Annotated in this window: 29 protein-coding genes; 12 read left to right on the forward strand and 17 right to left on the reverse strand. The window is 57.4% G+C overall.

Going from position 1 to position 25,053, the window contains the following annotated elements; all coding sequences use genetic code 11:
* Positions 1-35: 35 nt before the first annotated feature.
* From ABIZ35_RS24055 to ABIZ35_RS24070, 4 genes are all read left to right on the forward strand, one after another.
* Positions 36-527, forward strand: a complete 492-nt coding sequence (locus ABIZ35_RS24055) for a mobile mystery protein A (RefSeq protein WP_348222469.1) — start codon at positions 36-38, stop codon at positions 525-527.
* Positions 524-1,111 carry a mobile mystery protein B gene (locus tag ABIZ35_RS24060; protein WP_348222470.1) on the forward strand — a complete coding sequence of 196 codons (588 nt, stop codon included), beginning with the start codon at positions 524-526 and terminating at the stop codon, positions 1,109-1,111. The genes ABIZ35_RS24055 and ABIZ35_RS24060 overlap by 4 nt, the downstream gene beginning before the upstream one ends.
* A 155-nt stretch (positions 1,112-1,266) precedes the next feature.
* Positions 1,267-3,132: a glycoside hydrolase family 3 N-terminal domain-containing protein gene (locus tag ABIZ35_RS24065; RefSeq protein WP_348222471.1), complete on the forward strand. Its 1,866-nt coding sequence runs from the start codon at positions 1,267-1,269 to the stop codon at positions 3,130-3,132.
* A gap of 143 nt (positions 3,133-3,275) precedes the next feature.
* Positions 3,276-5,141, forward strand: coding sequence for a glycoside hydrolase family 3 N-terminal domain-containing protein (locus tag ABIZ35_RS24070; RefSeq protein ID WP_348222472.1), 1,866 nt, complete (start codon positions 3,276-3,278; stop codon positions 5,139-5,141).
* A 24-nt stretch (positions 5,142-5,165) separates the two neighbouring features.
* Here the strand turns inward: ABIZ35_RS24070 and ABIZ35_RS24075 are convergent, their stop codons facing one another.
* From ABIZ35_RS24075 to ABIZ35_RS24105, 7 genes are all read right to left on the reverse strand, one after another.
* Positions 5,166-6,197 carry a HEAT repeat domain-containing protein gene (locus tag ABIZ35_RS24075; RefSeq protein WP_348222473.1) on the reverse strand — a complete coding sequence of 344 codons (1,032 nt, stop codon included), beginning with the start codon at positions 6,195-6,197 and terminating at the stop codon, positions 5,166-5,168.
* Positions 6,198-6,232: 35 nt separating this feature from the next.
* A complete protein-coding gene (locus ABIZ35_RS24080; RefSeq protein ID WP_348222474.1) occupies positions 6,233-6,733 on the reverse strand; it encodes a hypothetical protein in 501 nt (166 codons plus the stop codon).
* 64 nt (positions 6,734-6,797) lie between these two features.
* Positions 6,798-7,280, reverse strand: coding sequence for a hypothetical protein (locus tag ABIZ35_RS24085; RefSeq protein ID WP_348222475.1), 483 nt, complete (start codon positions 7,278-7,280; stop codon positions 6,798-6,800).
* Between the two features lie 236 nt (positions 7,281-7,516).
* Positions 7,517-7,981, reverse strand: coding sequence for a hypothetical protein (locus ABIZ35_RS24090; protein WP_348222476.1), 465 nt, complete (start codon positions 7,979-7,981; stop codon positions 7,517-7,519).
* Positions 7,982-8,007: 26 nt separating this feature from the next.
* Positions 8,008-8,379, reverse strand: a complete 372-nt coding sequence (locus tag ABIZ35_RS24095) for a hypothetical protein (RefSeq protein WP_348222477.1) — start codon at positions 8,377-8,379, stop codon at positions 8,008-8,010.
* A 73-nt stretch (positions 8,380-8,452) separates the two neighbouring features.
* Positions 8,453-8,857: a hypothetical protein gene (locus ABIZ35_RS24100; RefSeq protein WP_348222478.1), complete on the reverse strand. Its 405-nt coding sequence runs from the start codon at positions 8,855-8,857 to the stop codon at positions 8,453-8,455.
* Positions 8,858-8,864: 7 nt separating this feature from the next.
* Positions 8,865-9,467, reverse strand: a complete 603-nt coding sequence (locus ABIZ35_RS24105) for a tetratricopeptide repeat protein (RefSeq protein ID WP_348222479.1) — start codon at positions 9,465-9,467, stop codon at positions 8,865-8,867.
* A 202-nt stretch (positions 9,468-9,669) separates the two neighbouring features.
* Here ABIZ35_RS24105 and ABIZ35_RS24110 point away from each other — a divergent pair, with 202 nt between their 5' ends.
* Together ABIZ35_RS24110 and ABIZ35_RS24115 are read left to right on the forward strand one after the other, a co-directional pair.
* On the forward strand, positions 9,670-10,416 hold the full coding sequence (locus tag ABIZ35_RS24110) for an ankyrin repeat domain-containing protein (RefSeq protein ID WP_348222480.1): 747 nt from the start codon (positions 9,670-9,672) through the stop codon (positions 10,414-10,416).
* Positions 10,417-10,647: 231 nt separating this feature from the next.
* Positions 10,648-13,455 (forward strand): GH92 family glycosyl hydrolase, encoded by a 2,808-nt coding sequence (locus tag ABIZ35_RS24115; RefSeq protein ID WP_348222481.1) that lies wholly within the window; start codon positions 10,648-10,650, stop codon positions 13,453-13,455.
* Between the two features lie 132 nt (positions 13,456-13,587).
* Here ABIZ35_RS24115 and ABIZ35_RS24120 read toward each other — a convergent pair whose 3' ends face one another.
* Both ABIZ35_RS24120 and ABIZ35_RS24125 read right to left on the reverse strand, forming a co-directional pair.
* Positions 13,588-14,454: a DUF3800 domain-containing protein gene (locus ABIZ35_RS24120; RefSeq protein ID WP_348222482.1), complete on the reverse strand. Its 867-nt coding sequence runs from the start codon at positions 14,452-14,454 to the stop codon at positions 13,588-13,590.
* A 17-nt stretch (positions 14,455-14,471) separates the two neighbouring features.
* Positions 14,472-15,059 carry a hypothetical protein gene (locus ABIZ35_RS24125; RefSeq protein WP_348222483.1) on the reverse strand — a complete coding sequence of 196 codons (588 nt, stop codon included), beginning with the start codon at positions 15,057-15,059 and terminating at the stop codon, positions 14,472-14,474.
* A 364-nt stretch (positions 15,060-15,423) separates the two neighbouring features.
* Here ABIZ35_RS24125 and ABIZ35_RS24130 point away from each other — a divergent pair, with 364 nt between their 5' ends.
* The 4 genes from ABIZ35_RS24130 to ABIZ35_RS24145 all read left to right on the forward strand — a co-directional run bounded on the left by ABIZ35_RS24130 (position 15,424) and on the right by ABIZ35_RS24145 (position 17,534).
* Positions 15,424-16,134 carry a hypothetical protein gene (locus tag ABIZ35_RS24130; RefSeq protein ID WP_348222484.1) on the forward strand — a complete coding sequence of 237 codons (711 nt, stop codon included), beginning with the start codon at positions 15,424-15,426 and terminating at the stop codon, positions 16,132-16,134.
* A gap of 141 nt (positions 16,135-16,275) precedes the next feature.
* On the forward strand, positions 16,276-16,596 hold the full coding sequence (locus tag ABIZ35_RS24135; protein ID WP_348222485.1) for a hypothetical protein: 321 nt from the start codon (positions 16,276-16,278) through the stop codon (positions 16,594-16,596).
* Positions 16,597-16,612: 16 nt separating this feature from the next.
* Positions 16,613-17,095, forward strand: a complete 483-nt coding sequence (locus ABIZ35_RS24140; protein ID WP_348222486.1) for a hypothetical protein — start codon at positions 16,613-16,615, stop codon at positions 17,093-17,095.
* A 58-nt stretch (positions 17,096-17,153) separates the two neighbouring features.
* Positions 17,154-17,534, forward strand: a complete 381-nt coding sequence (locus ABIZ35_RS24145; RefSeq protein WP_348222487.1) for a VOC family protein — start codon at positions 17,154-17,156, stop codon at positions 17,532-17,534.
* Here ABIZ35_RS24145 and ABIZ35_RS24150 read toward each other — a convergent pair.
* The 3 genes from ABIZ35_RS24150 to ABIZ35_RS24160 all read right to left on the reverse strand — a co-directional run bounded on the left by ABIZ35_RS24150 (position 17,503) and on the right by ABIZ35_RS24160 (position 19,246).
* Positions 17,503-17,850, reverse strand: coding sequence for a hypothetical protein (locus ABIZ35_RS24150; RefSeq protein WP_348222488.1), 348 nt, complete (start codon positions 17,848-17,850; stop codon positions 17,503-17,505). The two genes, ABIZ35_RS24145 and ABIZ35_RS24150, sit on opposite strands and share 32 nt — an antisense overlap.
* A 91-nt stretch (positions 17,851-17,941) precedes the next feature.
* Complete coding sequence (locus tag ABIZ35_RS24155) at positions 17,942-18,181, reverse strand: hypothetical protein (RefSeq protein WP_348222489.1); 240 nt, start codon at positions 18,179-18,181, stop codon at positions 17,942-17,944.
* A 126-nt stretch (positions 18,182-18,307) separates the two neighbouring features.
* Positions 18,308-19,246 (reverse strand): hypothetical protein, encoded by a 939-nt coding sequence (locus ABIZ35_RS24160; protein ID WP_348222490.1) that lies wholly within the window; start codon positions 19,244-19,246, stop codon positions 18,308-18,310.
* A 110-nt stretch (positions 19,247-19,356) separates the two neighbouring features.
* Between ABIZ35_RS24160 and ABIZ35_RS24165 the strand changes: the two genes are divergently transcribed.
* Positions 19,357-20,325 carry a hypothetical protein gene (locus tag ABIZ35_RS24165; protein WP_348222491.1) on the forward strand — a complete coding sequence of 323 codons (969 nt, stop codon included), beginning with the start codon at positions 19,357-19,359 and terminating at the stop codon, positions 20,323-20,325.
* Here ABIZ35_RS24165 and ABIZ35_RS24170 read toward each other — a convergent pair.
* The 4 genes from ABIZ35_RS24170 to ABIZ35_RS24185 are packed head-to-tail and all read right to left on the reverse strand — an operon-like array spanning position 20,322 to position 21,963.
* Positions 20,322-20,735: a DUF6678 family protein gene (locus tag ABIZ35_RS24170; RefSeq protein ID WP_348222492.1), complete on the reverse strand. Its 414-nt coding sequence runs from the start codon at positions 20,733-20,735 to the stop codon at positions 20,322-20,324. The two genes, ABIZ35_RS24165 and ABIZ35_RS24170, sit on opposite strands and share 4 nt — an antisense overlap.
* Complete coding sequence (locus ABIZ35_RS24175) at positions 20,735-21,085, reverse strand: hypothetical protein (protein WP_348222493.1); 351 nt, start codon at positions 21,083-21,085, stop codon at positions 20,735-20,737. Before ABIZ35_RS24175 ends, ABIZ35_RS24170 begins: the two co-directional genes overlap by 1 nt.
* Positions 21,072-21,452, reverse strand: a complete 381-nt coding sequence (locus ABIZ35_RS24180) for a hypothetical protein (protein WP_348222494.1) — start codon at positions 21,450-21,452, stop codon at positions 21,072-21,074. Before ABIZ35_RS24180 ends, ABIZ35_RS24175 begins: the two co-directional genes overlap by 14 nt.
* Positions 21,445-21,963 carry a hypothetical protein gene (locus ABIZ35_RS24185; RefSeq protein WP_348222495.1) on the reverse strand — a complete coding sequence of 173 codons (519 nt, stop codon included), beginning with the start codon at positions 21,961-21,963 and terminating at the stop codon, positions 21,445-21,447. Before ABIZ35_RS24185 ends, ABIZ35_RS24180 begins: the two co-directional genes overlap by 8 nt.
* Positions 21,964-22,202: 239 nt before the next feature.
* On the opposite strand from ABIZ35_RS24185, the gene ABIZ35_RS24190 reads away from it, so the two are divergent.
* A complete protein-coding gene (locus ABIZ35_RS24190; protein WP_348222496.1) occupies positions 22,203-22,643 on the forward strand; it encodes a hypothetical protein in 441 nt (146 codons plus the stop codon).
* A gap of 447 nt (positions 22,644-23,090) precedes the next feature.
* Here ABIZ35_RS24190 and ABIZ35_RS24195 read toward each other — a convergent pair whose 3' ends face one another.
* On the reverse strand, positions 23,091-25,043 hold the full coding sequence (locus ABIZ35_RS24195; protein ID WP_348222497.1) for a family 20 glycosylhydrolase: 1,953 nt from the start codon (positions 25,041-25,043) through the stop codon (positions 23,091-23,093).
* Positions 25,044-25,053: the final 10 nt, after the last annotated feature.

A 25,053-nucleotide genomic window follows, 5' to 3' on the forward strand; every position in this document is an offset into this window, starting at 1 on the left:
TAACAATTATATACCCTATAGGGTATATAATTGTTATGAGAACTTCAAAAATTGCTCGAACGACAAGGCGGCGTCAGTTGGATCGTGCACTGTCAGGACAAGCCGACCTGCGGCTGCTGCCAAAGCCGCGTCGCGGCTGGATACGCGATGTTCGCGATGCGTTGGGAATGAGCGCCGCGCAACTGGCTGTGCGTATCGGCGTCAGTCAACCATCCGTGGCGAAAATGGAAAAATCCGAAGCGGAAGGAACGATTACTCTGCAAAGCCTGCGCCGCGCGGCGGACGCCATGGATTGTATGCTCGTCTACGCTATGGTTCCGCGCCGATCGCTGGAAACATTCGTGACGGAACGCGCGGAAGATGTTGCACGGCGTCTCGTTGGCCGCGTGGCTCACACCATGGCGTTGGAGCAGCAAGGGATGGGGACCGAGCTTGACAAACGCCAAGCCGCTGAACTTGCCGCAGAGCTGGTGCGAACGCTCAGCCCAGAGCTCTGGCGCGATTTCACTGAGGAGCGATCCCAGTGAGCTTTACGACTCCCGAAGGCGCGACGCCGCTTGACCCCGACATTCTGACCGGCCTCATTCCCGACTTGACGACTCAGGCGGAATTGAATGAGTTTGAGCAGATCAACATCGCTGCTGCGGCGCGGTGGGCGGTTCGCAGCCGTACACTGAAACGCGATCTGCTCTCCGAGAGTGGATTGCGTTTGCTGCATCGGCGCATGTTCGATTTGACCTGGCGCTGGGCGGGGGCATACCGACAGCGTGACATGAATATCGGCGTCGATTGGCGATACATCTCAACACAGCTCGTTTCGTTGTGCGGAGATACTCAGTATCATATCGATAACGGTGTTTACCCTTGGGACGAATTAGCTGCTCGTTTCCATCACCGCTTGGTTTTGATCCACCCATTTCCGAACGGCAATGGGCGGCACGCCCGTATGGCGGCGGATTTGCTGCTTACGTTCAACCAACGGGAGCCATTTACCTGGGGATCCGGCGCTTCCTTGACGTACGATGGGACTGTACGACGTACATATCTCAACGCTCTTCGTGCGGCGGACCGAGGCGACTTTGAAGCGCTGCTGGACTTTATTCGGTCTTGAAATTTGTTCCGCGTTCTCGCCGGACACGGTGCATCGTGTAGGATCGTAATTCGCTGAGGCAGGTATCAGGCAATTTTTTCGTGAACTTTTGCCGTTCCACGTTGTCTATGCTTTTGACGCCGTAAAATTATGCTCCCGCGAAGGATATCCCATTCATGACCGCCCGCACTTCTCTCCGTTTTCACGCCGCCGTGCTTGCTTCGCTTGCCCTTCTCTCTCTGACAACTGCCGCGACGGCGAAGTCCGGCCAGGATCAGTTTGTGCGGCAGACGGCGCGGGCGAAGGCGCTTTTGGCGACGATGACGCTGGAGGAGAAGATCGGGCAGATGATCCAGGTGGAGCACAACTCCCTCAAGGACGTCAACGATATTGAGACGTATCATCTCGGATCGATCCTGAGCGGCGGCGGGTCGGGGCCGCCGCTTGAGGCGGACCGCAATTTGAAGGGCTGGACGACGATGGTTCAGGGCTTTCAGACGCGGTCTCTGAGCACGCATCTGGGCATTCCCGTCATCTATGGCGAGGATGCCCTGCATGGGAATGGCAACGTTCCGGGCGCGACCATCTTTCCCCATAACATTGGACTGGGCGCCTCGCGCGATCCGAAGATCGTGCGCGCGGTGGCGCGCGCGACCGCCGAGGAGGTGCGCGCCTCGGCCATCGATTGGACCTTTGGACCATGTGTCGCCGTTCCGCAGGATTTCCGATGGGGACGCACTTACGAAGGGTACTCGCAGGATCCCGCGCTCGTGGCAAAGCTGGGTGCGGCGGCGGTGGAGGGTTTGCAGGGGCGCGATCTGTCGGACGGAACTTCGATCCTGGCGTGCGCCAAGCACTTCGCCGCCGACGGCGGGACGACGTTTGGGACCGGGTACGCCAAAGGCAACTACGCCCTGGACCGGGGCGACAGTAAGATCGATGAAGCCACGATGCGGCGCGTGCATCTGCCAGGCTACGCCGGCGCGGTTCAGGCGGGTGTGGGCACGATCATGCCGTCGTTCAGCAGCTGGAACGGCGTGCGCGCCTCGGTGGACAAGCACCTGCTCACCGATATTCTCAAGCACGATCTGAAATTCGAGGGCTTTCTGATCTCGGACTGGGACGCGCTGAACCAGATCGCCGGCGATTACAAGGCGAACATCGCGGATTCGGTCAACGCCGGCATGGATATGTTCATGATCACGGACCGATACCAGATCTTCTTCGACGATCTCAAAGCGCTGGTGGGGGAAGGCAAAGTCCCACAGTCCCGGATCGACGACGCCGCGCTGCGTATTCTGCGCGTCAAGCTCGCCATGGGCCTGATGGACAAAGGCCATGACTTCACCGCGTCCGCCAGTCTTCAGGCGAAGTTCGGCGGTTCCGAGCATCGCCAAATCGCGCGCCAGGCCGTTCGCGAATCGCTTGTGCTTCTCAAAAACGACAAGAAGACGCTGCCGATCTCCAAAACCGTCACGCGCATCCATGTGTGCGGCCGGGGCGGCGACGACATCGGCATGCAGTGCGGTGGCTGGACGATCAAATGGCAGGGCCAGCTGGGAGATATTCCCGGCGGAACCAGCATCCTGACCGCCATCAAGAACACTGTCTCCAAAGACACGGCGGTGACATATTCAAAAGATGGAACCGGCGCCGAGGGCGCGACCCTGGGCGTCGTCGTGATAGGCGAGAACCCGTACTCCGAATGGATCGGCGATCGACCCGACCTCACGCTCACGCAGGAAGACCTGGACGCCGTCGCCAACCTCAAAAAAGCCAACATCCCCGTGGTCGTCGTTCTTCTCTCCGGCCGCCCGATGGTCCTCGGCGACGCCCTCACGCAATCCGACGCCTTCGTCGCCGCCTGGCTCCCCGGCGCCGAAGGGCAGGGGATCGCCGATGTCCTCTTCGGCGACTACAAACCCACCGGCAAATTGTCGTTCCCATGGCCGCGCACGATGGACCAGATCCCGCTGCATTATGACGACAAGAAGGCCGATCCGCTCTTTGCTTATGGGTTTGGGCTTGGGTATGGGAAGTAGCGCTTTAGCGCCCGGTCAGTGATAGAAACCGCTTGCACATTCGTATCGATAATTTCACCCCATATCGGGTATGCTTTTCTCAAGGAACGCTCGGCTGCTATAGCACCGTGTCGCATCTCATTCATCGTAAGGAAATCCCAGCAATGATCGCCCGTAAAAAACTTTCGAGGCCGTCGCAATCGGTAAAACGTCTCAACGCGCCTGTTGCCGTTCTGGCTGTTCTGGCGATACTTTCGCTGGGAGGACACGCGGAGGCGAAGTCCGGTCAGGATCAGTTCGTGCGGCAGACCGCGCGGGCGAAGGCGATTCTGGCGCAGATGACGCTGGATGAGAAGGTCGGGCAGCTGATCCAGGTGGAGCGCGCCGCCTTAAAGGACCCCTCGGATGTCGAGAAGTACTATCTCGGATCGGTGTTTAATGGGGCTGGCTCCGGGGTTGCCGGCGACATCAAGACGCTGCCGCCCTGGAGCGATGTGACCCAGGCCATCCAAACGCGCGCGCTTTCCACCCGCCTCCACATTCCGTTATTGTACGGCACGGACTCCATCCACGGTAATAACAACGTTCCCGGCGCGACGATCTTTCCGCACAACATCGGGCTGGGCGCGACTCACGATCCCGCCATCGTCCGGAAGCTGGAGCGCGTCAGCGCCGAAGAGACGCTGGCTGTCGGTTTCAACTGGGCGTTCGCGCCGTGTGTGACGGTTCCACAGGACTACCACTGGGGGCGCACGTATGAGGGCTACGCGCAGGACCCCGCTCTGGTGGCGAAGCTCGGCGCGGCGGCGGTCGAGGGATTGCAGGGGAAGAACCTGGCGAATGGCGAGGCGGTGATGGCGTGCGTCAAGCACTTCGCGGCCGACGGCGGGACGGAAGGCGGACACGATCAGGGCGACGCCAAGATCGATGAGGCGACCATGCGCCGCGTCCATTTGCCTGGATACGTCAGCGCGATCCAAGCAGGCGCCGGCACGATCATGCCGTCGTTCAGCAGCTGGAACGGCCTCAAGGTGTCGGCCAACAAGCATCTGATGACGGATATCCTCAAGAAGGACCTTGGCTTCGAGGGATTTCTGATCTCGGACTGGAACGCCATCGATCAGCTCGGCGGCGACTACAAGAGCCAGGCCGAACTGTCTTTGAACGCCGGCATGGACATGTTCATGATCACCGATAAGTATCGGCTGTTCTTCGACAACGTCAAAGCGCTGGTTGCCGAAGGCAAAGTCCCGCAGTCGCGCATCGACGACGCCGTCCTTCGGATCCTGCGCGTCAAGCTCGCGATGGGAATGATGGACAAAGGCTACTCAGTCGCGCCGAACTCCAAGCTGCAGGCGAAATTCGGCAGCGCCGAGCATCGCCAAATCGCGCGCCAGGCCGTTCGTGAGTCGCTTGTGCTTCTCAAGAATGAAAAGAAGACGCTGCCGATCTCCAAAACCATCGCGCGCATTCATATCTCTGGCCGGGGCGGCGACGACATCGGCATGCAGTGCGGCGGCTGGACGCTGAGCTGGCAGGGCCAGATGGGCCCGGTCCCCGGCGGAACCAGCATCCTCGACGCCGTCAAGAAAGCCGTCTCCCCCGGAACCACAGTCACCTACTCCAAGGACGGTACCGGCGCCGAAGGCGCCACGCTTGGCGTCGTCGTGGTCGGCGAGATCCCTTACTCCGAAAGCCCCGGCGACCGCACCGACCTCGCCCTTCCCCAGGAAGACAAGGACGCCATCGCCAACCTCAAAAAAGCCAACATCCCCGTGGTCGTCGTCCTACTCTCCGGCCGCCCGATGATCCTCGGCGACGCCCTCACGCAATCCGATGCCTTCGTTGCCGCCTGGCTCCCCGGAACCGAAGGCCAGGGGATCACCGACGTCCTCTTCGGTGACTACAAACCCACCGGCAAACTCACCTTCCCCTGGCAGCGCACCATGGAGCAGCTGCCATTGCACTACGACGACAAAAAAGCCGATCCATTGTTTGCTTACGGGTATGGGCTGACCTACGGGAAATAGATCTCGCGCAGGAGCGAAACTCATTTAGACGACAAGAAAGCCGTCAATCGTCTCACACATCAGCGCGCTCACCAACGGCTTCGCTTCAATCAGCGCCGCACGGCACTGGTATGTCCCAATGCGATACAGCGCCTCGGCGGCGGCGCGCAGTACGCCGTCGTTCTTTTCCATCGTGAGGGCGCGCAGAAGTTCGGGAATAGCGTCGTCGGTCCCGACATATCCGAGCGCCACGGCCGCGACCCGCTTGACCTCTGGGATCGATCCAAAGCAGAGGTAGTCAATGATCGCCTCTTCCGTCTCCGTCGCCTGCGACTGCGCGAGCGTCACCGCCGCAACGGCGGCGATTGTTTTGTCGGACGACTTCAAATCTTCCTTCAACTCCGCAATACAATCGCGCAACGGCGCGGCCTCCCAGGGATCGACAGGAATTGCGTCGGGATGCGATAAATATTTGACTGCCGTCAAACGGACATAAGGATCGTCATCCTTGAGCGCCGCCATCTGCTCATCGGTCTCCAGGCAAAATAGCGCCGCCGCACGAAGATATGGGTGCGCGGACTTTGCCGCCGCCACCTTGGCCTCATTCGCGCCATCCCGCGAGAATTCGGCCAGCGCCCGGACAGCGACGCACGCCGTTGGGTGTCCTGGGTCGTCATGAATCACGCCAATCAATACGGGGACCGCTGGGGCGGCCCCTGTCTTTCTCAGCGCCTCGCAGACCGCCGCGCGCAGGCGACGCAAATGTGGCGCGTTCAAAATCTCGATCAGCGCCCGCGCCGCGTTATCCCCGCCGCCCTTATACAAACCTTTGGCATAGTTCTCACGCGTGAATACGAATTCCTGAAGCCGCTTCATCGATTCGGCGTCGCCGATCTCGCCGATAATCGTCACCAACTCATCGCCGCCCGGCAGCGTGTCGTCGAGCACGCCGTCCAGCAAGAATGGCAGCGCCGCGTCGCCGCGCTCGGCCAACGCCAGGCGCGCGTCGCGCGCTCGAGGCGTATTGCCGGTGCGCGAGTAGGCGATCAGCCATTCGATGCTGGTGTAGTCATTCATGATTTGCGCCTGAAGTTTTTGACAATACAGGACCGCTAGAACATCAGGCCAGAGTCGACATAGCCCGTCACTGTCCAATGATCGCCCACACGGACAAGTGAGTAAGTTCCCTCACTTCCATCCGATCCGCTTCCATGTGCGCCTGCCTCGATTGACACGCGAGACGGTCCACTCCATTGCAGCGTATCCGGGTGCACCGAAAATATTTCCGCGAATTTTCCCGTCCCTGGAACCATGAATCCGCTCATATCCTTGATGACGCCCATTTGGATGCGCGAGGCGGGAATGACGCCCTTGGCATTTCGAAAGCTGTTCATCATAGCGATCCCAGGATCTTCGCCGCCCACCGAAAGCCCCGTATAAGGCCGCTGCCGCCGCGCCATCATCTTCTGGAAGACGGCCGTGTAAATCGCGTTTCGGTTGGCGGGCGTGTCCGCGTGCACTGGATGCCGCCATAGGATTAGCGCGAGCGCTGTGGCCCCGAGCGCTGCGGCGGGGATCAGCATAAAACGTTTACGGATACGGATTTTTCTCATCGTTTAGTTTCTTACTTTTGCCGCCAGTGACACACAAGATCTCAATTCGCCTGGTCGGGTCAGGCTAGAACATGATACTCTTTTTAAGATATCCGGTTACGCTCCAATGGCCTTCCACGCAAACAAGAGAGTAGGTTCCCTCGTACCCATCCTTGCCGCTGCCGTGCGCCCCGGCATCGATCGACGCCATTGATGGTCCATGAAATTTCAGCGTTTCTGGGTAAACCCTGAATATTTCCGCAATACCGCCCGTCATCTTATCCGTGAATGACCCGCCTCGCATCTTGATGCGAGACTGCGGAAACACGCCCTTGTTCTTGGCGAATTGCCTCATCACGAGCGTGGTCGGGTCTTTGTTTCCAACCGAAAGACCAGTGTATAGCCTTTGCCGACGCGCCATCATCTTCTGAAAGACAGCCACATAAATAGCACTGCGATTCGTAGGCGTGTTTGCGTACGATGGATGCCAGCACCAGAGAAGCACAAGAGCTGGGATGATAATAGCGGACGCAGTGAGGAGAATCTTGCGTGTAAGAACGTTTCTCATTGTTTAGTAGCTTTCTTTTGATGTTTCTGACTCACAAGATTCCAATTCGGCCGGTTTGGCCACAATTTGCGCGATTGTCGTTCCCGTATGATCCGAAAACTCTACTTCAAACGTGTCCTCATAGGTTTCAATGATGTAGCCAATGGCGCCGCGCTTCGCGCCTTCCTCCTGAAATCTGTCTGTCATCAATCGGACACACGAATAATTTTCGAACATATTCACCAACTGCAAAGCGTTTACGGAGTGGACGCCCACGAGGATTTCAATTGGAGCATGTCTTCAGCGGCCTCTCGTATTTCTGGATTATCGCTTTGAAGCCCACGATCGATAAGTCCCTGGAACAGCCTCCCGTCGTGCCATAGATAAAACTCAAGAAACCTTTGATATTCCCACTCGCCGCCTTCCGTCAAAATGGGTTCGGCGGCGCATTCGATATTGAGAACCAGCCACTCTTTGGGTATCCGCCCCAGTCCGTAGCGACCGGTATGGATATTTCCAAAGTTCTGACATTGACAAGCAAGCTCCAGCAGTTCGGCCAGAACCGCTGCGCCGACTTCTGAAGGCATCATGGGGATTCGATCCATATGATCCCAAAGATCTGGCGCGAACGAGTTCACATAGCCTATCGTACTTTGCAGTTGCGGCAGACGCGGATCAGGAGCCGCTTCAAACCATTGCGCAAATTCATGTTGTGTCGTCATAATTTAGCTTGGAGCGCCCTGCGCGACTACAATTCTAAGTGCAAGGACACGTTTGTGATCAGCGCTTTCCCACACATGTTCCTGAGCGATAAGAAGAACACTGCAAGTTCTTTGTTCGGGCTGCATAGATATTTTTGGTCGATCAGCGCCATGATTTCTCTCACCTGACGAGGCGAGATTTGATAGCACTCGTATTCGGTGATGTACACTTGGCAGATTTCTTCCAGATCGACGAAAAACTTCGAATGCCATACAAGATTAAAGATATTGGTGAGCGAGATCGCCTCATATTCCTCGTAGAATTGCTCCGGAAAATCCTGTCCCGTCCGCAGTATTGTATCCGCCGCCATATTTTTAGGCATCACAAAGCTCTGTCGAAATAGTTCTGAAGTCTGCATAAAGAGAGCCTTTGCCGATAGGGGGCGCGAATTGAGGCTTGATCGTTTTTGAGTGAGTTCGTTTTGAAAACGCTTATTCTTCCGTCTGCTGTGAATCGATGATGCTTTCCAGCGCGCTAACCATCTCCGCGACAGGAACTGTCCAAATCCCGGCCTTTCCGGCATCGAACGCATCCCGCCATTGCTGATAGCCTTCCATAAACTCCTGCAGCGGCGCATTGTCCCGCACGATCTCCGTCACACTTTGGCTGATGACTTCCTCCGCGCAAGGGAGATGACCGATCTCCGTGATCAGTCCCGTTTTATGCATGGGAGCTTTGACGCGAACTCCGTCAACGTGAATATGGATGATCGAACCCAGTCGATCATCCATCTCCGTCCGGACAATCGTCAGCGTTGATCCGTCCTCGTAAGGCCGCGTGTGATATTTCCACACTTGACCGGGCTTGAAGTTCTCGTTGTCTATGGTTCGCAGCATAGTAATCTCAATCTCTCAATGCTTCCAGCATGTCCGACGCCAGTTTGTGGCTTTGCGCCGACGCCCTGCCAAGCCATTCTCTCGCCCAGCGCCGATTGGCCCGTACGCCCACACCCTCTCGATAGGCGCGTCCCAGATTGTACTGCGCCTTCGCTTCGCCACGGCGCGCGGCCCAGCGTATCCATCGTATCCCTTCCGTCAAGTTTTGCGCTGTTCCCACGCCGTCCAGGTACATCACGCCCAGGTTGCACGCAGCCCAGTCGTCGCCAAGCTCCGCCGCGCGCAAATACAGCGCGAACGCCTTTTCCGTGTTCGTCGGAACATCTTTTCCCTTGTCATAGTAAATCGCCAGATTGCACAATGCGATGGGATGATCGTATTCGGCGGCGGCTTCATACCACATTACGGCGCTGGCGGCGTCCTTGTCGACGCCAAGGCCCTCGCTATAGCAGAAGCCGACAAGGTTCATGCAATGGATATGGCCCGCTTCGGCGCCCTCCATCAAATACGGAAAGGCTTTGCGATAGTTCTTGCGGACGCCGTCGCCGTAGAAGAGGTTCTGACCGGTTTCGACTGCGGCGTCTGCTAGCTTCTTCTGTGCTCTATTCATTAAAAGCCATATCGTCGCCATAGCCCAAAACGGCAAGGACCCACTGTGTTTTTCTCTTTCGATCTATGATGGATTATAGCCCAAAGCTCTCGCCGTCTTACGTAAAATGTCACGCAAATCTCACGAGCGGCTCACGGCCTTCTCACCCTCGCGCTGTAAAATCCCTCCATCAAAACAATTTCGCGAAACAAAGGAGTTTCTTATGCTGTCTATGGAGATGAATTGGACAAAGGCGGCGCGTGGCGCCGCTCGATGGATGTCGGTATTTGCCGCCGTGCTTGTGGGCGTGTTGATCAGTGTCCCCGCGGGGGCGACGGTGATGGGGAATTACGAGAAGGCGCTCTGGTCGGCGGCGCTGCGCGGGGATGCGGGGCAGGTGGAGAAGCTGGTGGAGGACGGGGCGGATATGGAGGCGCGCGATCCGGCGGGAAACACGGCGCTGGGGTGGGCGGCGTCCTCAGGGAGCGCCGCAACGGTGAATGTCCTGCTGGCGCATGGGGCGTGCGTGAACGTGCGCAATGCGTACGGAGTATCGCCGCTGGCGCGGGCGGCGAGCATGGACGCGGTTTCGGTCGTCAAGACGCTGCTCGCGCATGGCGCGAATCCCAACATTCGGGATCATGAGGGGCGGACGGTGCTGATGGCGGTCTCGATGGCCGGGCAGGCGCGGATGGTTAGCATCTTATGCTGCGGCGGGGCGGCGGTCAACGCCGTGGACGGGCGGGGACGCACCCCGCTGATGTACGCCGCCGTGCGAGACATCAATGTGCACGCGAGTTTCAATACGCGGCGCACCCGCCAGCGGATGACATGGGAGACAGTAGCGACCGTGCGGGCGCTCCTGTCGGCGGGCGCCTCGTCGTCGGTCCGTGACATCAATGGCAAGACGGCGTTGGCCTGGGCGATTTATCAAAAGAACCCGGCTCTGAAGCCGTTGCTGACTTTCTGAAATACAATCGACAATAGAGTGTAAAAGTATTCCGGAAAAACCTCTGCCTCCCCTTCTCCCAGACTTGGGAGAAGGGGCTGGGGGATGAGGGCCTCTCGCGCCGTCACATAAAGACATGTTGGGTCACAAATTCTCTTCTTGACCTTTTTTATGAAATGCCGTATTCTAGAGGTAACTAAAGACGCTTCCGGCGCTTCGCCGGCCGACCTATTTCGACACCAAAGGACTTTGATGAAGCATAAGCACTCTATTCGCCATAGCCTTGCGCAGGCGCTGATCGTTTCGGCGCTGGCGGCGCCGCTCGCCGCGCACGCAGCGAAGCCCGCGCCCTTGACGCCGCTGCAGAGCGCCGATCCGATGGTTGGGACCGATGGTCATGGGCACACGTATCCCGGCGCCACCGTTCCTTTCGGAATGGTCCAGTTGAGCCCGGACACGCGCACCGAAAGCTGGGACGGCTGTTCGGGATATCACTACTCGGACAGTACGATCCAGGGCTTCAGCCACACGCACCTGACCGGAACGGGATGCGGCGACCTGGGCGACATCATGCTGATGCCCACCGTCGGCGGTGTCCACTTCAGCATCGGCGAACCCGGCAATGGATATATTTCTCGCTTCTCCCACGCCAACGAAAAGGCGACCCCCGGCGACTACAAAGTCTTTCTGGACGATCCGAAGGTCGCCGTCGAACTGACCGCCACCAATCGCTGCGGCTTCCATAAGTACACCTTCCCGCAGACCGACAGCGCGCACATCGTGCTGGATGTCGGCCACGGGATCGGCAACACGCCGTTCGATGGCGTGGTCACGATTGAGAACGATCACACGATCTCCGGATACAAGAAGACGAACGGCTGGGCGAGCAATCGCTCCATCTATTTTGTGATGGAGTTCTCCAAGCCGTTCGCCAGTGTTGCGATCGCGCAGAACGAAGATCGTTTCGCCGCCGGGACGACCACGGCTAAGGGCAGCAACCTCAAGGCCGTTGTGAACTACGCGACCAAGGCCGGCGAGTCCGTGCTGGTCAAGGTCGGCATCTCTGGGACAAGCATTGATGGCGCGCGCAGGAACCTAGCCGCCGAAATCCCCGGCTTCGACTTCGCCGCCACCCGCACCGCCGCGCAGAAGATGTGGAGCCACTCGCTCGGCGCCGTGCAGATCGAGACCCCCGATCCCAAAGTGCGCCGCACATTCTACTCCAACATGTATCTGTCGCACCTCGCGCCCATTCTGTTCAACGATGTCGACGGCAAGTACATGGGCATGGACCACAAAGTCCATGAAGGCAAGGGCTTCCAGAACTATACCGAGTTTTCGCTCTGGGACACCTACCGGGCCGAGAACCCGCTGCTGACCCTGGTCGAACCCCATCGCGTCAGCGACCTCGTGAGCAGCCTGCTCGCCGAGTACGACGAGAACGGCCTGCACTCCACGCCCATCTGGCCGCTCTGGGGCAGCGAAACCTTCTGCATGATCGGGTACCATTCCGCGCCGGTCATTGTGGACGCCTACTTCAAGGGCTTCAAAGGCTTCGATCCCGAGAAGGCGTATCAGGCGATCCGCGATACCGCCATGCAGAACCGCAGCGGCCTGGACACCTACAAGACCCTCGGCTACGCGGCCTCCCAGCCCGGCGCTCAGGCGACCTCCAAGACCATCGAGTATTCGTTCGACGACTGGTGCATCGCCCGCATGGCGAAGGCGCTGGGCCATGACGACGACGCCGAGATGTTCCTGAACCGCTCGGCAAACTACCGCAATCACTTCGACTCCCGGATCGGCTTCATGCGCGGCCGCAAGGCCGATGGCTCCTGGCGCCCGTACTTCGTCGACAACGGTCTTGTCGGCGATGAATATACCGAAGCCGACGCCTGGCAGTACTCCTTCGCCGTCCAGCATGACCTTCCCGGTCTGATCAAGCTCTACGGCGGCGACGCCGGGTTTATCCAGCGCATGGACGACATGTTCAACGCCAGCTCCAAGATCAACACGGGCATCCCGGACATCACCGGCCGCATCGGCCAGTTCGCGCACGGCGACGAGCAGTGCCACCACGTCTCGTACTTGTATGACTACGCCGGCGCGCCCTGGAAGACCCAGGAGCGGGTCCGCGAAGTCATGAACAAGTTCTACGACGACACGCCCGCCGGCCAGTGCGGCAACGACGACTGCGGCCAGATGTCCGCCTGGTACGTCTTCAGCGCCATGGGCTTCTACCCTGTCAATCCCGCGAGCGGCGTCTACATGATCGGCAGCCCGGTCGTCAGCAAGGCCACGCTCCACTTGGACCCGAAGCTCGGCGGCAAGGTCTTCACGGTGATCGCCGCGAACAACTCGCCCAAGAACATCTACATCCAGTCGGCCGCGCTGAACGGCAAGCCGATGGCGCGCACCTGGTTCACGCACAAAGAACTGCTCGCCGGCGGAACCCTGAAGCTGACGATGGGCTCCAAGCCGAACAAGACCTGGGGCAAACCCGCCGCCGCGCGTCCGCCGATGACCATGCCGTCCAACTTCCAGTACGCCGCGCTGCCCGCGCCATCCTTCCCCGACAAGCCGGTCGTCTTCACGCTTCCGATCCGTGTCGCCGCTGGTTCTGATGAAAACGTCGGCAGCTTCCTCGCCGACCCGGGCCAGACCGAGGGCGGAATGGCCGCGAACGGCAACACGATCGACACCAGCAGCGTCTCGAACGCCGCCCCTGCGGGCGTCTACCAGAGCGAGCGGTACGGCGACGACGTCACCTACGCCTACACGGTGCCCACCGGCAAGAAGTACACCGTGCGTCTGCACTTCGCCGAGATCGTCGACGGCGACCCCGGCATGCGCGTCGAGAACATCTACGTCAACGGCAAGCCCGTCCTCACCGACTTCGACATTTTCAAAGTCGCCGGCGGCATGAACAAAGCCATCGTCAAAGAGTTCTCAGGCATCGCCCCCGGCCCCGACGGCAAGATCAAAATCCGCGTCGCCGCCACGCCCACCAGCCCCGACCAGAACGCCAAAATCAGCGGCCTGGAAATTCTGGAACAGTAAAGCGCCCTGCGATCTCACGGATACAAACACCGGCCCGGACAGATTGCTCTGTCCGGGCCGATTGATTTTTACATCTGGATGGTATAATATTAATGGAGGCTTTGGAGCGCAACAGCGCTGCATTGCCTTTTTTTACAACTTCTCGTTTTTAGGCCGCAAATCTGTGATCAACGTAAAGCTCCAAATTGTAAAATCTGGGTTGTCGTCAACCTCTCGCTTGATACGATAGCGCATTTGGCGCACGCTTGTCGCAAGGTCTTGTAGTTCCTGCCTAGCCGGCGAGTTCATTTCTCCATATCTAACTCCCCAAGAAACAACATAAGCAACGATATCCGCAATTTGCACTCCTGTCGTCAAGTCGCTATGTACGAAAAAAGGCTCTGGAATGATCAGGCCTGCGCGCTGTTGCCCTTTTGTTGTAAGCTTGAAATATCGGTCCATCTGACCAACTAGAATGTGACTTTGGCTTTTCTCCAGTTCGTCGAAAACAACAATGCCGGATGTGCCTGGTCCTTGATCTTCCAGAAAGTAAAAGAATCGCTCAAATAGATAAACATAATCTTTGCGCAAATTTGTTGACGCAGGGCGAATTGCGTTGGGCGACACAATACTTGCGAAGACACGGCAACGAAATCGGGCGCAAATGTTCAGGACTTCCTGGACATAAGCGAGTTTTGCCTGTGCTAACGCAGTAAGCTCGCGCTTACCAGCCGCTGGGCCATTTTCTAAACAACGTCGAGCAAGCTCTCGGCGTTCTTCCTCAGGAAAAGCAGGTAGTTGGTGCGCGAGCCGGTATGTCTTCGCTCTGAGCAACTTGGTCGCTTTCAGCTCACGTTCTTCCGCGCTGTAACGCATGCCAAAGATTCGGAGTTCGGCAGTTTGAAGTGCTGTGACCAAATTCCATAAATCCCGATCTTCCACTGCAACACCGGCTAAAACCTCATACGGGGATTCCCGATGATCTTGTCCGCTTTCGTCAACAAATAAAAAATATGCCATGATGGTTCCGTTGTAGATTAGGGTTCAAAGCTCAATTGACCACGTTCACCTGGCCGAGCGGCTTTTGGATGGTTACGCCATTCAAATTGTACAAAGATTGAAGTTTTCAGTTCTTTGGCAAGGCGAAGGCAGTTATTCCAAGCCATATTGGAATCCATACCCTGTATGGAAAATCGATTTTTTGACAAGAACATGAAGCCTTCTTGTTCGTACTGGCCTACCTTTAAATGAGCATGTGTTGCAAGTTGAAGGGCCTCGAACGATCCCAGTTTCTCGAACGCTCTTTCATGAGCAAATTTGGCCAAACTGCTCCAGCTCGCCTTTTCCAATTTAACGCCATCGAATGTTGCAGAAATCAATTTTGTATGCGTTAGATCTTTTGCCTCTTCTAGCGTAACCTGAACTGACGAACTACTTTTCATCAAAGCAGTAAAATTTTCTGGATTGTGCGGCTGAATGCTTCCTATCGATGGCAATTCATAAGCGACTCCGCGAATCGCCGCATCTGAAAGGCGATGAATTACAGTATCAATGTCATCTGTCAGCGGTATTGCAAGCCGTTGAAGCATGCTAAAAGTGAGATCCGAAATTTCAATAATCGGCATGGCAATTCCCTGTCGCATTTTCGTATACAACATTATACCAAATGACGAAACAAAAAAAACAAAATTTCAAAAATTTATTTTCGTTTTAAAACCCAGCTACTGCCTTTAGGCAATACGCGAACGTTGAAGATTATTGAAGTGGAGATCTATCCCCAAGCTTTGCACGAGATATCATTTTTTACACTGATAACAGAATCTTCATCATAAGAACAGAATATGGTATTTTTGCCGGACCATGGAATAATAGGTATGTTCAAGGGCGCCGGAGCGTATTCGTTGGTTTTTGCGGTTCTATTGTTGCAAAGGCGATCTATTCGCCGCCGGACGCCCTCGCTTTTGACAATGCTGTCTGATGGAGGAAGATATGGACTATCATTTCAGGGCCGCTTTGCGGCGTAATTCGAACGTGGCGATTGGCCGGTTCGCCGTGCTTTCGTTATGCGCGGGATTTGTGTTTGGAATTGTGAGCCGCGCGGAGGCGCAGACGCCGGCGAAGTTTTTAGTCACCGTCCCCGCCACGACGGTGGCGGGGACGGCGGCGAGTGTGACGGTCACTGCGGCGGACGCCAGCGACAAGGTAATTTCGTCCTACGCCGGTACGGTCAAAATCACCAGCAGCGATCCGCAAGCCGTACTTCCGGCGGACGCCGCGCTTAAGAATGGGGTGGGGACATTTAATGTGACCCTGAAGAAAGCGGGGAGCAGCACCATCACGGCGACCGATGCGGCGGCGTCCTCGGTCACCGGCGTGAGCGGCGCGGTTGCGGTCACGCATGGCGTCGTCCATCATCTCTATGTCACGATCGCTCCGGCGTCGACTTCCGGAAAGCCCACCAAAACGGCGGTCTCCGCGAAGGACGTGTATAACAACACCGTGCTCAACTACACCGGCTCCGTCAAAGTCACGAGCAGCGACGCCGCCGCCGTGCTTCCGGGCGATGGTCCACTCACCAATGGCTTCGGCGTCTTCAACATCACTCTCAACACGGTCGGCAGCCAAACCATGACCGCCACCGACACCGCGACGCCCACGCTCACCGGCGTCAGCCGTCCAACCACCGTCGCCGCGCCGTAACGCCGCTGCTCGCAGCGTATGGATAAGGAACTTTACGGGCTCTGCGTTCGTATGCGCTGAGTAATAGTGAGATCCATTCACGGCCCCGATCCCATAAGGAGAATTTGTGGGATCGGGTTCAATCGTTCCGGAGGAGAAATCATGCGCAGCGCCGCTCAACGCGCCTTGGTCGTATTTGTCGGCGTCCTGGTTCTCTGTCCGGTCGAAGCGCCCGTACGCACGTCGGAGCGCACCGCCACAAAGGCCAGTCGCGTGATCGATGTGATTTCGCCTCCGCGTGCTCCCATGCACGGACACGTGTTCAACGATGTTTCGCCGAACAACTATCCCTATGGATCGACGCCATGGTTAGCATATCAGCAAATGTCCAGAAACCATAACAGCATCCTCAACGCATACAACGGCAAGGATTCCGCAACGGATCGTATGAACACGATGTTCGTTCCGAAGGACGTCCAATAGCTCGGAAGGCGCGCCTGTGACAAATCTCCGACTCGACATGGATTACGTGAAGATCGTGAGCGGCTATTGTGTCGGGTTCTTCGGAGCGATTGCCGCCCTCATTCTTTGCTTTCTTTACGGGAGTCGTATGTTTGGCTCCCTGGCGATTCTGTTTGCCTGCTTGGCTCCTATCGCGTTGATGACCTCGACCATTCTTGGAGGCGTTTATGCGATTGATATTCAATGGTCGAAGCGTGCGTTCTTTTGTCTCGCCGTGTTTATTCTGGTCGGCGCGTTATTGATGGGTTTGCTTTCGGCGTTTGTCCCCAGCTCAATGGACGACCCAGGTCTTCAGATCGCCGGGAGCACCCCCGGCGAAATACTCGACCGGGCGTCCCTTGGCCTGTGGCTTGGCGCTGGAACCGGTGCGTTATTCGGCCTGATCGCCCTCCGGTTTGGAGCCGAGAACTTCCTCACTCCGCGTTACTCATCGGCAGAGGAAAATCATCGCAAGGAATGACGCCAAGATCCAGCACACAACTCTGTCCATCACTTCCCGCCGACACGAAAGCGAATACATGCCAAACGTCCAGCTCAATCTTGTCGTGATCCGCGCACAGGACATCGACCGCGCCGCCGCTTTCTACTCTCTGCTGGGATTGCAGTTCACCAAGCACCGTCACGGAAAAGGTCCGGAGCACTGCGCCTCCGAGCAGCAGGGCCTTGTGTTCGAAATCTACCCGCAGCCCGAAGACGGCCCAGCCTCCGCCGGCGCCCGCCTTGGATTCCAGGTTCCCTCCATCGACGCCGTCCTGCCCGAATTAGAATCGGCGGGCGCGCGCATCGTCTCGCCCGCCAAAGACTCCCCCTGGGGCCGCCGCGCCGTCATCGACGACCTCGACGGCCACCGCGTGGAACTGACCGAGCCTATAGAAGATCAGGCGCAAACAGAGAAATAATATCAAGCAAAATAACAAATCCGTAGAGCATGGACCCAACGATGATACAAGAAAAGGCTCCCTGGGCGATCGCGATATAACTTTTCTTTTTAACGACAAAATACAGAACCCAGTTGATCAATATCGCGGTGATTGATAAATTTGCAAACGGCGCGGGATCATCAATACGGAAATGCAGAACTTTATTGCCCACGAGGATGATCCAAAGCATAAAATAGACAAAAGCCGAGAATAGCCCGAAACAGATTCCGATGAAAGCATCTCCAAAAGCAGACCCCGAATAAAGCTGAACTGCCTTTTTCTGTGGAAGCTTCACGTCATTTCTCCTTTTGCACAACAGGATGCTCTGCACGGAAGCATTCTCTCAAATCCTCGTCCATATGCCGCAGCGCCTGCAGGTCTCGATATCAGCGTCCGCGATGCTGGCACATGCTGCACTGTACGATGGCGCACCCGCAGTTCAGCCAGTGGCCGTCGCCTCGGACGTATCGGATATACAGACGAAGCAGTGGATACGGTTGCATCCCGCCGCGCCAAACGGAATACTCGTCCTCCGCATATTCACGTTCCGCCTTTAGCCGCGCGGCGAGCTGTAATCTTGCATAGCAAGCGCGCCGCTCGGCGCGCTTGCCGTTGTTCTTTTCCAATGGTCTGCCTCCACTATCGCCCTCTCTGGTGGAGGGCTAGATAGAGTAGGGGAGCCAAATATTATCGGATATCATCGGTAGTTCTTTCGTTGTAATGGGCCGGTCATTTATGACTGGCGCGGCGGTTTACCAAACCTTCGCCCAGTCGGGGGGGTCCATCGGCGCGGGCGTGTTCGGGTTCAAATCGATCAGTTCGCGGGGCTCGCCAGTGGCGATCTCTTCTGGAGCGATGGCGAACAGCTTGCCTTCGCGGGCGAAGACGAGGCGGTGGGCGTGGTCCCAGTCCGCCCAGACGGCGCCGGGGATGTCGTGCTGCTGGCCGTCGGCGTCGCGGACGGAGTAGAGATCATAGTCTTCAAAACCCGTGAGGAAGCTGCGCATTCTGAGAACAAATGCGCCTTCGCCCAAAGGCTTTTCGAAGATCGCCGGGCGATCCGTGAGGTAGCCCGCAGAGCCGATCTTTACCGCCCCACGGTCCATTTCCAAGCCTTCGCGGATGCGTTCTTCGTAGATGCGCTGGAAGCCCGTTTGGATCAGCTCGCCTTTCCACTCCTTCACGCACACCCAGCCGTCGCGTTCGAGGCGGCGACGCAGGATCGGTCCGTCCTCGCCGTAGCCGCCTTCCTCATGAGTGATCTCCAGAGCCTGCGGCTTGTGCTTCGGATGCGGTTTGGTCCGAGCGGACGGATGGTTGAGCCATACCTTGTGACCGGTAAGAAACAGACCGCCGCCGCCCCAGCAGTCGCCCTTCGGCCAGAGTGCGAGCGCCGTCAGATAGGGCAGCTTGCTGATAGCCGTCCACGCGTATGTATACTCCGGGTCCAGGCTTTTTAGCTCCTGTTTTTGCGCGAAGTAGATGAGCAGTTTTCCGGCGGGCGACAGATCGCAGCGCTTTTCGTAAATCCGTCCGTGGAGCCATTGGCCCGGCGTGAACGTGTCCGTGGACGTATCCCAGTGAAGGATCTGTACGCGCTTGCTCGGCCCGCGCCGGAAAATCACGCCGACCGGCGATTTGCGCGCGAGGATGCCGTAAAGACGGGCGGGGACATCTTCTGGTGCGGACATTCGAAACTCTTTCTTCGGGAACGATCGACACGAAAACCCGCCGAGAGCAGGCGTACTATTGACATGAAATGTCCGGAGTGTTATATTGGTGTCATCGGGGGACCATCCACATGCAGCTCACACGGTTTTACGGACGCAGCCTTGGCACGGTAAAAACAGATCGCCGCTCGACTGTCGCTTATAATTTCATCACCTTCGACGTTCCCGGCGCCACGGACACGGAAGCCTACGGCGTCAATGACGCCGGGTGGATCGTTGGGCGCTACGTGGACGGCGCGGGGACTCACGGGTTCCTGAACACCAACGGCGTCGTTACCCCCATCGATATTCCCGGCGCCACCGAGACGTTCGCCCACGGCGTCAACAACGCCGGTCAGATTGTCGGATACTCCACCAATACGGCCATTCCCGGCGTCTTTCCCGGTTACCTGGACATTAATGGCGCGTTCCTGCCCATCAATACCCCGGACATGACCTACACCTGGGCGCAGGACGTCAACAACGCCGGCCAGATTGTCGGTGACTCAGCGGCGCCCGGGCAGGACTTCCGACCGTTCGTGGATACCTACGGCTACTTCACAAGCTTCCAGTACCCGGGCGACGGAGAAACCCACGCCAATGGGATCAACGACGCCGGGCATATCGTCGGCGTCTTCACCGAACATCCGAATACCGTGGACCAGGTCAACCACGGATACCTGAACGTGAATGGCGTCTTCACCTTGATCGACGCTCCCAACGCGATTCATACATTCGTGTATGGGATCAATAATTCCGATCAGATCGTCGGGACTTACGTGGACACCAAAGGGACGCACGGCTTCTTGTACGAAGACGGCGAGTTCACCACGATCCACGTTCCCTACGCCGGGTCCACATTCGTTCACGGCGTCAACAACAGCGGCGAGTTCGTCGGCTTTTACATGGACACCACCGGCAAGCACGCCTTCCTCGCCATGCCCAACGACGCCACGCCCTCCAAAATCCCCGTGATCGCCGTCGCCGCCGCCGCCGGCCTCGGCGTCCTCGGCCTCGCCCTCAGCAAACGCCACGCGCCCGCGCCCGACAAAACGGACTAACCCAGCGCAGAAGATCTCCGCACATGTCCGGTAATACGAATTACCGGACCTTCCCAGGAGTACGGAACCTCTTCCGCCTGAAGCCGCCGCTCAATCTCTTGACACAGGTTCGTCTTATCCCACTCAGCAATCGGATCAAGCTCAACCCATTCGATCGCCAGCATCAGCGTTGGCGACCAAATTCCATCAAAAAATCCCCGAGGCATACTGTTTTGCCCATAGGTTATTCCTGATCTACGGGTCCAATTCGATACTTTGACCGCATCCACGAGCTTTATGCGCAGCCAAATTTGCAGATCGCGCAAAGCGTCGAACATCGAAATCCATTGCATCACGTTCATGCGGCTGCCGTCGTAATCGCGTTCGATGATCTCCCACAGCTTTTGTCGATATTGATCATGTATGTTCATCAGTCCTCATCGGGCGCGAAGCCCCAGTGGCGTTCCGCGTACTCCACGAAGACATACGCCAGGGCATCCTCCAGCGAATCACAGTCCATCCGAAATATCTCTTCGGTCCGCTCCCGATGCGTGAGCAGCGCCATATATTGGCCGGCGTCGTCGGGACGCGTTCGCTCGCCATCCATCTTCAGGAAAATGACGGCGCCCTCGGCGCGAGCTTTCTCCATAAACGGCAGGAACACATCCACCCCAACAATCTCTTCTGGAAAAGTTTCCAATCCAAGATGCGCCGCGAGCTGCCAGAGGAGCGGCTTGTATCGTTTCAATCGCCTTGGTGAGCGAGTTCTATCGTTCATCATTTCGTATTGCCTCAACTTTGGTAATAAAGAGCCCCATGTCCTCCAGCACCTCGGGCGCGTTTCTGGGAACGCCATAGAACCAGAAGTATTCTTCGGAATACTGACCGTGAATTGATCGGCCCGCCGGAATTAGCATCGCCCTCAGACGGTCGTCAAGGCGCGTCAGTCGTTTACGCTCATCGTCACTTGGCGCCGCGCCTTCGTTCAGCATTTTCTGAAGCGCGGATCGGCAGTGTAAATCGTTCGTGTATTCGTAAATACACATGTCATAGCCATCTTCGATGATTTCGACCAGTCTCTGATATGCGCTCAAATAAAATGCGAATGACCCGGGGGCGGGCTGCGGAACGATCACAAAGTTATTCATCGTCGATATCTCCCACTGACGGTTCGGTCAATATCGAGTGCTCGGCCAGTTCGCCCTGCTGGTCCATATGCCGCAGCATCCAATCAACGGTGTGATGGGCGAGGTCGGCGACGATAACCAGGTGGGTGCCGTAAATCCCCGGCTCATAACCAGCGTTTGGATCGTTGCGCGCCTCCAGAAGCTGCTTTAAGTAATCGGGCGTGACAAAGATACACCAGCGCAATTCACCACTACTGAGTTCGAAACCAACATCCACACAATTCACAAGCTCGTTTCGGCTATTAGGTTCATCGATCACGGGGTCGCAGAACCACCACTTCGCCAGCACCGGCGCTTCCGCGCCGGTGAAATCGAAATAATTGATGGGATACCAGCGTGTGCGATGGTTATCGCCTCGCACCTGCACCTGTCCTTTTGCATCGTCGCGCGTGACGATCTCATATTTATGGCCACGCGTGAGCGCGTCCCGGTGGACGCCGACGCAAGTACATGTGATCGCAGTGTTTGTCATAACGTAAACTTCAGAGGCCATGGCGCAAAACTCTGAACCCGCGCAGGCGGGTGACCGTACTTTTAGCCGCGAATTCATTCGCCGGGCATTTTTCGCCGGCCTCTGGTGCTCGGTGGATCTTCTTAAAATACCTATCGTCTTCGCCCGCCCGTCTGCTCAGCGAGAGCCGGCGCCCCCGATTGAAGATTATAACCGAAAATTTCACGCACATCTCACGGCGTTGTCACGATTGGCTCACCATGGCGCTTTATAATGCCTCCAACACACCAGTCGGGGAGGATGAAGACATGGGATTGCTAGAGCGACGAAAGATCAAAGAACTGCAGGATGTGACGTTTCCGGAGCGCACGGCGGAGCTGGCGGAAATCTGCGGCGGGAAAATCGCTTACGATGTTGATTGGGACAGTTTTGCGAACGATTTAGAAGGGCTGAATTTTCTCGACAACCTCTCCTGCCATCGGACAAATATGGCCCTGAGGCAGATTTGTGTGGATGACATGGGAAAAGACGCTGTGTGCGATGTTCTAGCGCGGATTTTGCTGAAGAATGTTCCCAGCAAGGCGGACATGCGGATTTCATTCGAGGGCGGCGTGCTGGAGATGCATTGCGCCTATGCCCTGCGTACCGACGGAATGTTCTCCGACACGGAGATCCGGGACGTACTGCTGGCGGGGCTGTAAAATATCACGAAATCTGTATACGATATGTACACGGTCGCCGTTTATACTGCTCTCAACACACGCGGAAAGCGGCAGTGTGGGCGATGAGAATAAAATTATACCGATCGATCCGGAACTCTTTTTAAAGGTGGATTGTTGTTGGTATATACGAGGACGGAAGCGGCGACGAGCCGCGATATTTATTGGTTAAGGGGTGCTTGACACGGGCTGGCGCGGTCGCCTGCCTCAGGGGAGATGACGACGATGGGTGATAACTTATTTGAGCGAGTGACGGTGGCGGGATCGATCTTGATTGGAAGCGCGCTCGCGCTGCTGATCATCGTTTTGTCGGTAGGACACTATATTAGCCTGCTGGTCGGATAATTGGCCGGAATACATTTGAGAGAATAAATTTGATGGAGAGGCGCTCGTCCCAATGAGGGGGCGAGCGCTTTTTTTCTTGCCTGCCTATTTCTCCGCCGTGAAGGCCATGGAATCGAGATTGTAGCCGCCGGTATCCTCAACAAGCTTGAGTACGCGCTGGCCCTGGCGAAGCTTCACGGAGGCGTGAACAACCGTGTAGATATCCCAGCTTCCCGTGACGGTCACATTCATTGACCCCGTGAGATTTTGACCGGTTTCGTCCTCCAGGTGAAATGATCCGCCGCCCTCGGCCGAGGAGACGCGCACTCCCAGATCGTAGGTTCCCGTATTTTGAACTTGGACGGTGTACTTCAGCCACTGGCCCGGGCGGGTGTATCCCACGTCGAAGCCGCCGTCAAATGGCTCGACATCCACCATCTCCTCCTCGCGGTAGCCTTCACCGGTATTGACGCCGTCGAAATCGTGGTAGGAGACCCCTTCGCCGCCCCGGTCATAGTCCTCGATTTGAATGGTTCCGGGGATCGCCGCTGCGGCGCCGCCATAGGGAGCCTGCGTCTCGGTTCGGAGCGGGAACCAGATTTTTAGGCGTCGGGCCAGGTCATCGGTATCTGAGATGGCGGCGGGAGACCAGAGGCGCTCGGCGACGGCGGCGGCGCGGGGCCACACGCGGGCGTCGAGGGCGGCGGGCGTCACGCGCTCCGTCCACATGCACGCTTCGCCGCCCAGAATGAGCGCTTGCTCCGAGGCCGAAAGCGTCGCGGCGGGGCCGGCGGCAGGATCGTTGGCGTACATTTCCGACACCGAAATCGGGTTATCCAGATAGTATCCGTGGGAGAGAATGGCGAAGCGACCCTCGCGCGCCGCCGCCGCCAGGGCATCCTTGCCGCGCCAGGACTGCACCGCCGTGGACGGCGGCAGGCCGGGAGCGAGGATCTCGTCCCACCCGATCATCGACTTTCCATGCTTCTTCAGAATGTCGCTGACGCGCCCGTTGAAGTACGCCTGGAGAGCATTGTTGTCCGCAAGGCCGTGCGACTTTAGAAACTCCTGGATCTTCGCGTTCCCGCTCCACTGCGTCCCATTCACCTCATCGCCCCCGATGTGCACGTATTGATCGGGAAAGAGCCTCGCCATTTCGCCAAAGAATTTGTCCAGAAAGGCGTAAACGCGTTCGTTCGTCGGGTCCAGCGTCGCGGTATGGATGCCCCAATTGTGCGCGATGGAATAGGGGCCGGGTGCGCTCGCTAGTTCTGGATAAGCGGTGAGCAGCGCCGTCGTGTGGCCCGGGATATCGAATTCTGGCACAACCCGGATTCCACGGTCGCGAGCATACGCCACAATCGCCTTGATCTGCTGTTGCGTGTAAAACTTTCCTTCTGACCCCATTTGAGTGAGCTTGGGAAAGACCTTGCTTTCGACCCGAAACCCTTGATCGTCGGACAGATGCCAGTGAAAGACGTTCAGCTTGACGCTGGCCATCTTGTCCAGAGTGCGCTCGATTGTCTCCACAGGCATCCAGTGCCGCGATACGTCGATCATCAGCCCCCGCCACGCAAAACGGGGCTTGTCATGGATCTCCACGGTGGGAAGATAGAATTGGCCATTCTCGACCTGTGTCAACTGCCTAACCGTCTCCAGGCCGCGCACGATTCCCAGCGGACCTGGAGCTTCCAGATAAACGTTGTGTTCGTCCACAGAGAGCGTGTACGATTCGTCATCCTTCACAGACTGCGTCTGTCCCCGGACCGCCGCATAGCAATCAATATCCAGGCTGCGGTTCTTGTCTCGACGATTTGGGCCGACGCCAAGGCCGATGGCTGCCTGACTCAGTCGCCAGCGTGTGATCGCTGCGGTAATTCGTGGGTCTCGGGCGCCATGAAATGCGACGCCGAATTTTCCTTCGATCTTAAAACGCCCCGTGTTCCATTCGGCCTTTGAGGGAAGCGGCAGCAGGTTCGTCTGTGCGAGCGTCGGCGCGGCGTGGAGGACGAAGGCGGCGAGGCATATGGCGGCCGAGGTGACGCGGGAGAGGTTCATGCCTTTTATT

The organism is Capsulimonas sp., assembly GCF_039929585.1.
In the GTDB taxonomy this organism is placed as follows: Bacteria; Armatimonadota; Armatimonadia; order Armatimonadales; family Capsulimonadaceae; genus Capsulimonas.

Coding starts and splice junctions, on each gene's coding strand:
- ABIZ35_RS24055 (WP_348222469.1), top strand. CDS start 36: ATGAGAACTTCAAAAATTGCTCGAACGACAAGGCGGCGTCAGTTGGAT.
- ABIZ35_RS24065 (WP_348222471.1), top strand. CDS start 1,267: ATGACCGCCCGCACTTCTCTCCGTTTTCACGCCGCCGTGCTTGCTTCG.
- ABIZ35_RS24070 (WP_348222472.1), top strand. CDS start 3,276: ATGATCGCCCGTAAAAAACTTTCGAGGCCGTCGCAATCGGTAAAACGT.
- ABIZ35_RS24075 (WP_348222473.1), bottom strand. CDS start 6,197: ATGAATGACTACACCAGCATCGAATGGCTGATCGCCTACTCGCGCACC.
- ABIZ35_RS24080 (WP_348222474.1), bottom strand. CDS start 6,733: ATGAGAAAAATCCGTATCCGTAAACGTTTTATGCTGATCCCCGCCGCA.
- ABIZ35_RS24085 (WP_348222475.1), bottom strand. CDS start 7,280: ATGAGAAACGTTCTTACACGCAAGATTCTCCTCACTGCGTCCGCTATT.
- ABIZ35_RS24090 (WP_348222476.1), bottom strand. CDS start 7,981: ATGACGACACAACATGAATTTGCGCAATGGTTTGAAGCGGCTCCTGAT.
- ABIZ35_RS24095 (WP_348222477.1), bottom strand. CDS start 8,379: ATGCAGACTTCAGAACTATTTCGACAGAGCTTTGTGATGCCTAAAAAT.
- ABIZ35_RS24100 (WP_348222478.1), bottom strand. CDS start 8,857: ATGCTGCGAACCATAGACAACGAGAACTTCAAGCCCGGTCAAGTGTGG.
- ABIZ35_RS24105 (WP_348222479.1), bottom strand. CDS start 9,467: ATGAATAGAGCACAGAAGAAGCTAGCAGACGCCGCAGTCGAAACCGGT.
- ABIZ35_RS24110 (WP_348222480.1), top strand. CDS start 9,670: ATGCTGTCTATGGAGATGAATTGGACAAAGGCGGCGCGTGGCGCCGCT.
- ABIZ35_RS24115 (WP_348222481.1), top strand. CDS start 10,648: ATGAAGCATAAGCACTCTATTCGCCATAGCCTTGCGCAGGCGCTGATC.
- ABIZ35_RS24120 (WP_348222482.1), bottom strand. CDS start 14,454: ATGGCATATTTTTTATTTGTTGACGAAAGCGGACAAGATCATCGGGAA.
- ABIZ35_RS24125 (WP_348222483.1), bottom strand. CDS start 15,059: ATGCCGATTATTGAAATTTCGGATCTCACTTTTAGCATGCTTCAACGG.
- ABIZ35_RS24130 (WP_348222484.1), top strand. CDS start 15,424: ATGGACTATCATTTCAGGGCCGCTTTGCGGCGTAATTCGAACGTGGCG.
- ABIZ35_RS24135 (WP_348222485.1), top strand. CDS start 16,276: ATGCGCAGCGCCGCTCAACGCGCCTTGGTCGTATTTGTCGGCGTCCTG.
- ABIZ35_RS24145 (WP_348222487.1), top strand. CDS start 17,154: ATGCCAAACGTCCAGCTCAATCTTGTCGTGATCCGCGCACAGGACATC.
- ABIZ35_RS24160 (WP_348222490.1), bottom strand. CDS start 19,246: ATGTCCGCACCAGAAGATGTCCCCGCCCGTCTTTACGGCATCCTCGCG.
- ABIZ35_RS24165 (WP_348222491.1), top strand. CDS start 19,357: ATGCAGCTCACACGGTTTTACGGACGCAGCCTTGGCACGGTAAAAACA.
- ABIZ35_RS24170 (WP_348222492.1), bottom strand. CDS start 20,735: ATGAACATACATGATCAATATCGACAAAAGCTGTGGGAGATCATCGAA.
- ABIZ35_RS24175 (WP_348222493.1), bottom strand. CDS start 21,085: ATGATGAACGATAGAACTCGCTCACCAAGGCGATTGAAACGATACAAG.
- ABIZ35_RS24180 (WP_348222494.1), bottom strand. CDS start 21,452: ATGAATAACTTTGTGATCGTTCCGCAGCCCGCCCCCGGGTCATTCGCA.
- ABIZ35_RS24185 (WP_348222495.1), bottom strand. CDS start 21,963: ATGACAAACACTGCGATCACATGTACTTGCGTCGGCGTCCACCGGGAC.
- ABIZ35_RS24190 (WP_348222496.1), top strand. CDS start 22,203: ATGGCGCTTTATAATGCCTCCAACACACCAGTCGGGGAGGATGAAGAC.
- ABIZ35_RS24195 (WP_348222497.1), bottom strand. CDS start 25,043: ATGAACCTCTCCCGCGTCACCTCGGCCGCCATATGCCTCGCCGCCTTC.